The organism is Microcystis sp. CS-574 (assembly GCF_028329095.1).
Lineage (GTDB): Bacteria > Cyanobacteriota > Cyanobacteriia > Cyanobacteriales > Microcystaceae > Microcystis > Microcystis ichthyoblabe_A.
Genome location: NZ_JAQMSY010000221.1, coordinates 1 through 6,386, shown reverse-complemented (window position 1 = coordinate 6,386; position 6,386 = coordinate 1). Strand labels below are relative to the sequence as shown.

At 40.6% G+C, this 6,386-nt stretch carries 8 protein-coding genes and 1 pseudogene; 5 read left to right on the top strand and 4 right to left on the bottom strand.

Going from position 1 to position 6,386, the window contains the following annotated elements:
* Positions 1–255: pseudogene (locus PN470_RS18015) on the bottom strand (hypothetical protein); the annotation flags it as partial.
* Positions 256–456: 201 nt separating this feature from the next.
* Here PN470_RS18015 and PN470_RS18010 point away from each other — a divergent pair.
* Positions 457–984, top strand: coding sequence for a hypothetical protein (locus tag PN470_RS18010; protein ID WP_002774313.1), 528 nt, complete (start codon positions 457–459; stop codon positions 982–984).
* Positions 985–1,371: 387 nt separating this feature from the next.
* On the opposite strand, the gene PN470_RS18005 is transcribed toward PN470_RS18010, so the two are convergent.
* The gene (locus PN470_RS18005; protein WP_002774315.1) at positions 1,372–1,824 is read right to left on the bottom strand and encodes an SRPBCC family protein; all 453 of its coding nucleotides are present in this window, start codon (positions 1,822–1,824) and stop codon (positions 1,372–1,374) included.
* A 104-nt stretch (positions 1,825–1,928) separates the two neighbouring features.
* Between PN470_RS18005 and PN470_RS18000 the strand changes: the two genes are divergently transcribed.
* From PN470_RS18000 to PN470_RS17990, 3 genes are all read left to right on the top strand, one after another.
* Positions 1,929–2,291, top strand: a complete 363-nt coding sequence (locus PN470_RS18000) for a cupin domain-containing protein (protein ID WP_002736559.1) — start codon at positions 1,929–1,931, stop codon at positions 2,289–2,291.
* A 5-nt stretch (positions 2,292–2,296) separates the two neighbouring features.
* A complete protein-coding gene (locus PN470_RS17995; protein ID WP_103113359.1) occupies positions 2,297–3,142 on the top strand; it encodes a prephenate/arogenate dehydrogenase in 846 nt (281 codons plus the stop codon).
* A 68-nt stretch (positions 3,143–3,210) separates the two neighbouring features.
* Positions 3,211–3,669: a nitrate reductase associated protein gene (locus PN470_RS17990; RefSeq protein WP_002774321.1), complete on the top strand. Its 459-nt coding sequence runs from the start codon at positions 3,211–3,213 to the stop codon at positions 3,667–3,669.
* A gap of 108 nt (positions 3,670–3,777) precedes the next feature.
* Here the strand turns inward: PN470_RS17990 and PN470_RS17985 are convergent, their stop codons facing one another.
* The gene (locus tag PN470_RS17985) at positions 3,778–3,969 is read right to left on the bottom strand and encodes a DUF2949 domain-containing protein (RefSeq protein ID WP_002738067.1); all 192 of its coding nucleotides are present in this window, start codon (positions 3,967–3,969) and stop codon (positions 3,778–3,780) included.
* 269 nt (positions 3,970–4,238) lie between these two features.
* On the opposite strand from PN470_RS17985, the gene PN470_RS17980 reads away from it, so the two are divergent.
* Positions 4,239–5,216 (top strand): glycosyltransferase, encoded by a 978-nt coding sequence (locus PN470_RS17980; RefSeq protein WP_016516965.1) that lies wholly within the window; start codon positions 4,239–4,241, stop codon positions 5,214–5,216.
* Between the two features lie 68 nt (positions 5,217–5,284).
* Here the strand turns inward: PN470_RS17980 and gmd are convergent, their stop codons facing one another.
* Positions 5,285–6,367, bottom strand: coding sequence for a GDP-mannose 4,6-dehydratase (gmd, locus tag PN470_RS17975; protein WP_002737034.1), 1,083 nt, complete (start codon positions 6,365–6,367; stop codon positions 5,285–5,287).
* Positions 6,368–6,386 lie beyond the last annotated feature (19 nt).

Below are 6,386 nucleotides of genomic sequence, written 5' to 3'. Positions count from 1 at the left end.
CGAGGGAATATAAACCCAATCAGGCGCTTTGACAACAGTTTGAGTTTTAACGGTAGCACACAAGCCAAAATTAGAGGCAATTAGCATCGATTCTAGAATTAATCCTGCTAATTCTAGGGATTCGCGTAAAGCTGCTGCTAATAGGGGTTGCAAATTGTTGTCCACAGGTTCGTCAGGTAGAATAAAATCATCTGGCAGTTTTTCCCAGGTGATTATCGTTGATTTTGTCGGTAAATCAATAGCAGATGGTGTCATGTTTATCTCTTTTTCATTAAGAAAAGCCAAGAATACTTAAAAAGTCGGTTTTCCCTTAATCACCCTTGTCAAATGGTTTATCTAGGCAATCAAGTGTTTTTTTGAATGACAATATATCGATTTTCAATGTCGTAGTTTCGGCTATTTTTTTTCGGCATTTTTCTATACATAGTCATCAAAAAATATCGAGGCAATAAAACAATGATCGGCTTTTTTGCGATTACTTGGATAATTTTTATCTACGCTTCCTCTAATTATCCTGATGAGCATTTTTATTCCCATCGTAAAATCTTACTCTGGTTTGCTTCTATACTTCTGGCGATCGCCAGCCTAGCCTATCTAAACTTGACTAAGACTTTCCACAGGATCCTCGCTCTAGTTCTAGCAATTATCATCGGCTATTCTATCGCAACTAATCTGTATTTTAATCAACGTTATCTTGCTAGTAAATACGGTTCCGAAAGACTCCTATCCGTGGCCGATACAGTGGAAATTATCAATCAGATTCCGGTCGGTTCAACCCTTTGCGATCCAGCTAAGAAAGGCAAAAGAAAAGAGCATGGTCAGTATGATTATATCGATACCTTTATGACCAAAAGAGAGCTAATGATCACCAATGCCTGCCCATCGGGTAGTTATTACATACAGCCGAAATTTAAAATGGCTATGCAAATGAACGATTTATTTCCAATTTTTACCCTCGTCAAAACTCCCCCTATCGCCCGATGACTTCCCTTCTGGAAACCCCAGAAGCCTATCTCTATAAAATCGAGTAGAAATACCTCAACCATGATAGCGGAATTTGCTTGGGATATTCTTAGGAAGTTTTCCTTTTAGGGAGTCGGTTGTCAGCAATTTCATAGCCAAGACGAAAAGTCCATTAAAAAGGGTGCATCTCAATAAACTCACTGACCACGATGCGCCCCTACCATAATATTATGGTAGGGGCGCATTGCATTCGCCCTCTTTTAATAACTGCTGCTGATCACTACAAGTACGAGAGAGCCACAAATATGAGATGCAGCCGATTAAAATGGACTAAAGTTCTTTTACCTAGTCGGTGACTGACTAGAGCCATCGGACAAAAAATAAATTCCCTAACTGCGGATGATTAGCTCACCTTGGCGGCGTATTATTGACAATATTGAGCGCATAAAGGCGAAAACGCTCTAGATCAGCTTGCAGGGTTGATTCCACCACTCGACCGAGGAAAAGATTATCCATCAATTTTCCTAACCAACCCGGTATAGCATAGGCTGCTGTCAGTCGCACAATACTCCTACCATGACGGTCATAAAAACGGATCGCCCCGCGGTTAGGCAACCCGTCCACGGATTCCCATTGAATCATCTGGTGGGGGACAATTTTCATTATCCGTGACAACCAAGTAAATTCTAGACCACCACTGGCTAACTTCCAACGGGAAAGCTCTGGCTCCTCCTCTAGAATTTTCACCGATTCGATCCATTTCATCCAGTGGGGCATTTGTTCTAAATCTGACCAGAGTTCCCAAACCAGATCGATCGGCGCGTCCACTTCTACCTGTACACTATGTTCTAACCAAGTCATTCGTTAATTCTGGCGATGCTGAATATTTCTATGATAACGGCTATTAGTCTTTAGCTTTTCACTCAATGATAAAATAAAAACAATCTTCGAGGTTTAACTTTACTATGTTAATCAGAAAACTGCTCGAATGTGAGGAATTCATCGCCGGTGATCATACCCGATTGCGTGAGTTATTGCATCCCGATAAACAGCCGTTAAATCTACGTTATAGTTTAGCCCACGCATGGGTAGATGTGGGGGAAACTTCTACTCCCCACGCTTTAAAAACTGCGGAAGTTTATTATATTCTGCAAGGACAAGGGGAAATGCACATCGATGAGGAAGTGCAATTAGTGACTGTCGGTGCTGCCATTTATATACCTCCTCTAGCTAAACAATATATTCATAATTGTGGAGAGGAACCCTTAATTTTCCTGTGCATTGTTGATCCAGCTTGGCGACTGGAAGACGAAATTATCTTTGAGTAAAAATAATGAATATTGGGATTATTGGACTGGGTTTAATTGGTGGTTCCTTGGGGTTAGATTTCCGCGCACAAGGTTATAAGGTTTTGGGCGTTTCCCGTCAACCATCCACTTGTGATATCGCTGTACAAAAAGGAGTGGTAGATGAATCTAGTATCAATTTAGAATTATTAGCCACTGCCGATTTAATCTTTATTTGTACTCCCATACATTTAATTGTGCCAACTTTGGAAAAATTAACTCCCTATTTAAAAACCGAAGCCATTGTCACCGATGTGGGATCAGTTAAAGGGGCAATTGTGGACAATTGTAGTCAATTATGGCCGAATTTTGTCGGTAGTCATCCCATGGCTGGGAAAACAGAACAGGGAATTAATGCTGCACAATCGGGTTTATTTGTCAATACCCCATATCTGATTACTCCCCTTGAATCTACTCCTAACTGTGCCGTGGAAATCTTAACCGAAATAGTACGACAATTAGGCTGTAAAATTTATTATTCCTCCCCCGAAGAACACGATCGAGCCGTGGCATGGATTTCCCATCTGCCAGTAATGATTAGTACCAGTTTAATCCAAGCTTGTGGGAAAGAACAAGATCCGAATATTCGCCAATTAGCGGAAAATTTAGCTAGTTCTGGTTTTCGCGATACCAGTCGCGTCGGTGCTGGCAATCCCGAATTAGGTTTAATGATGGCTAAATACAATCGTCAAGCTTTATTGATATCCTTGAAAAATTATCGTCAAAATCTTGATCAAATTATTGACTATATTGCAGGAGAAAAATGGCAGGAACTAGAAGAAATTCTCATATCGAGTCATCAATATCGAGCCAATTTTCTTCAATCAAAATAACATTTTTTCTAACAATTATACCCCAGCACTGTATTATAGATTTATCCTCAGTAAATCAATGAAATAATATGAACACCTTTTTTGACTTTGAAGCCGAATTTGTTGACTCCTTACGTTGCATACCGATGGCCGTGAGAATGAAACTAGATACCTGTGGAGTTAAATTAAAATTATCCCATTGGATGCAGTTGAGTCAACCAGAAAGAATGGTGTTAGTTAATATGGCTTGTACGACGGCAGCAGAAGCTGCAATTTATCGAGATTTTCTACAAAAATTAATCACGGAAAAAACTGGCAATCCCGCAGGAGAACTAGCAATAGATCCCCATCCTCCTTGGCTAAATGATAGCCAGATTCCTGATACAGTCCGAGAAAAAGCTAGAGAATTACAGATTGAAATTAGTTTAGAACAATGGCAAAAATTGCAACCATTCCAACGTTTTGCCCTGATTAAACTCAGTCGTCCCAGTCACGAAAATCTCAACTTTTATCCAGCCCTCAAAGAGTTCCATATAGTCGATGTCTAACTCAAGAACCTATGCCAGATTAATTAAGTCCCTTCCTATCTTACTATCATGACAAGCAAAAAGGCGATCGAGTCGATAAATTAGTATTTTAGACCAGATCGATCTCGATTATACCGTTTCCATCCAGTCAAAAACTTGATTCAATTGCGACAAATCAATTAAACCGTACTGCCATAAAACCATCGGCAAAGAACCCACCGATGCTTCACAGAGACGCACAGCCATATCGAGGGAACGGGGGGAAATTGCTAATTTTTCCAAGAGGAAAGTGCGGAGTTGTTTTTGTTGATGAGCTTCCATGATTAAAGATCATTTATAATGACAATCTGATTATTGAATAACTTATCCTCTATTAAAAAGAGATGCTTCCCTCACGGGGATCACCCAATTGGGTGATTTTGTCCAGCAATCACAATAATTTAAGAATTTATCCATAATATGTCCTACTATCCCGAAATTGCTAGTGGGGATATCAACACTTTATTTACTTAGAAAAACGATAAAGGGGAACTTTTGGGATAAGCTATTGATAACCTAGTTTTTGCTCGAGTAGGAGAGAATTGTCCCCAATGAGTCATGCTCCTCAAGTTTCCGTGATTATTCCTTGCTATAATCAAGGTCGCTATCTTGATCATGCGATCGCATCTGTTTTAGTGCAAACATACCAAAATCTTGAAATCCTTGTCATTGATGATGGATCCACAGAACCAGAAACCATCGAGGTTTTACAAAATTATCAACAGCCAAAAACTAGGATCATCCGCACAGAAAATCAAGGGGTTGCCACAGCCAGAAATCTAGGAATTGCCCAAGCGCAAGGAACTTATATTCTTCCTCTCGATGCCGATGATAAAATTGCCGATTCCTATCTAGAAAAAGCGGTTACTTTGCTAGAAAGTAATCAGCAATTAGGTATAGTTTATTGCGAAGCGGAGTATTTTGGGGATAGACAAGGAACTTGGCCGCTGCCTGAGTATAAATTTCCCGATATATTAGTAGATAATATGATATTTTGCTCCGGTTTGTTTCGGAAATCCGATTGGGAAACTGTGGGGGGATATAATAGCAATTTAATTTATGGTTGGGAAGATCACGATTTCTGGCTATCGCTGATCGAATTAGGTCGAGAAGTCTATCGTATCCCAGAAGTGTTATTTTTCTATCGACAAAAAGCTGATTCTATGAGTCGCTCAATGACCGCAGAACACTATATCTATTCCTACACCCAACTTTTTTATAATCATCCCCAACTTTACTCCCAAAATATCCAAGCCATTTTTGCTGCTTTAGTCACCTTAAAAGTTGATATATTCGCTCAGTTGGAACAGGCTAGAGAACGAATTAAACAATTAGAAATTCATGAACAAGAATTGCAACAAGACTTGCAAAAAACCCAATTAGATTATCGAGAAAGAGACGAGGAATTACAAAAAGCTGAGAGTAAAATAGCCGCCATGGAAAAAAGTAAATTCTGGCAAATGAGAAGGGCTTGGATTAAAATGCAAAAATTGCTAGGTTTGCTGGAAAAAGACCCGATTTACTCCTAAAAGTCAGGTAAAAATGGCCATGGATCAAGACGGGGGTGGGTTGCCCTTCCCTAACCCACCCGACTTTGTTAATCGACGGCAATTAAGGAACGATTGCGAAGATAAGCCAAATCTTTTAATAACTGTCCGCTATCACCACCGTTATTAAGATTAATCCCCAAAGCCGCTAAATCCGCATCTACCATTAATTTTACCAGTCCCTCGAAGGTCACGGACGGCTGCCAGCCTAATTTCTCTCTGGCTTTTGTAGAATCTCCTATCAATAAATCCACTTCCGCTGGACGCAAATAACGTTGATCAAACTCCACATAATCCTGCCAATTTAAATTAACGTATTGGAAAGAAATATCGAGAAACTCCCGGATAGAATAGGTTTCATTGGTCGCCACCACATAATCATCCGGTTCTTGCTGTTGTAACATTAACCACATCGCCCGCACATAATCCTTAGCATAACCCCAATCCCGTTTAGAATCGAGATTTCCTAGATAGAGTTTTTTCTGTTGTCCGGCAATAATTCGGGCCAAGGCGCGGGTAATTTTGCGCGTGACAAAAGTTTCTCCCCGACGGGGGGATTCATGGTTAAATAAAATGCCGTTACAGGCAAATAAGTCGTAGGATTCCCGATAGTTGATTGTTTGCCAGTGACCGTAAACTTTGGCGCAAGCGTAGGGACTGCGAGGATAAAATGGCGTGGTTTCTTTTTGGGGAACTTCCATGACTTTCCCGAACATTTCCGAGGAACCTGCTTGATAGAAACGCACTTCGATGCCGGTTCTTTTTTGGTAATCCCGAATTGCTTCTAGTAGTCTTAAAACTCCCACCCCCACAGCATCAACGGTGTATTCTGGAGCATCAAAACTAACTCGCACATGGGATTGGGCCCCTAAATTATACACTTCTACCGGTTGCACTTGTTCGAGGATACGCCGCAGGGTTGTCCCGTCGGTGAGGTCGCCATAATGAAGAAATAATTTAGCATCGGGCTGGTGGGGGTCAATGTAGATATGATCGATGCGATCGGTGTTAAAAGTTGAAGTACGACGGATGATACCGTGGACTTCATAGCCTTTTTCTAATAATAATTCGCTTAGATAGGAACCATCTTGACCGGTGATGCCGGTAATTAGGGCGCGTTTAGCTTCAGTCATCAGTAATTTACCTAATCGG

Bases quoted from the DNA above. Each gene is read 5' to 3' on its own strand.
- PN470_RS18010 (WP_002774313.1), top strand. From the start codon at position 457: ATGATCGGCTTTTTTGCGATTACTTGGATAATTTTTATCTACGCTTCC.
- PN470_RS18005 (WP_002774315.1), bottom strand. From the start codon at position 1,824: ATGACTTGGTTAGAACATAGTGTACAGGTAGAAGTGGACGCGCCGATC.
- PN470_RS18000 (WP_002736559.1), top strand. From the start codon at position 1,929: ATGTTAATCAGAAAACTGCTCGAATGTGAGGAATTCATCGCCGGTGAT.
- PN470_RS17995 (WP_103113359.1), top strand. From the start codon at position 2,297: ATGAATATTGGGATTATTGGACTGGGTTTAATTGGTGGTTCCTTGGGG.
- PN470_RS17990 (WP_002774321.1), top strand. From the start codon at position 3,211: ATGAACACCTTTTTTGACTTTGAAGCCGAATTTGTTGACTCCTTACGT.
- PN470_RS17985 (WP_002738067.1), bottom strand. From the start codon at position 3,969: ATGGAAGCTCATCAACAAAAACAACTCCGCACTTTCCTCTTGGAAAAA.
- PN470_RS17980 (WP_016516965.1), top strand. From the start codon at position 4,239: ATGAGTCATGCTCCTCAAGTTTCCGTGATTATTCCTTGCTATAATCAA.
- gmd (WP_002737034.1), bottom strand. From the start codon at position 6,367: ATGACTGAAGCTAAACGCGCCCTAATTACCGGCATCACCGGTCAAGAT.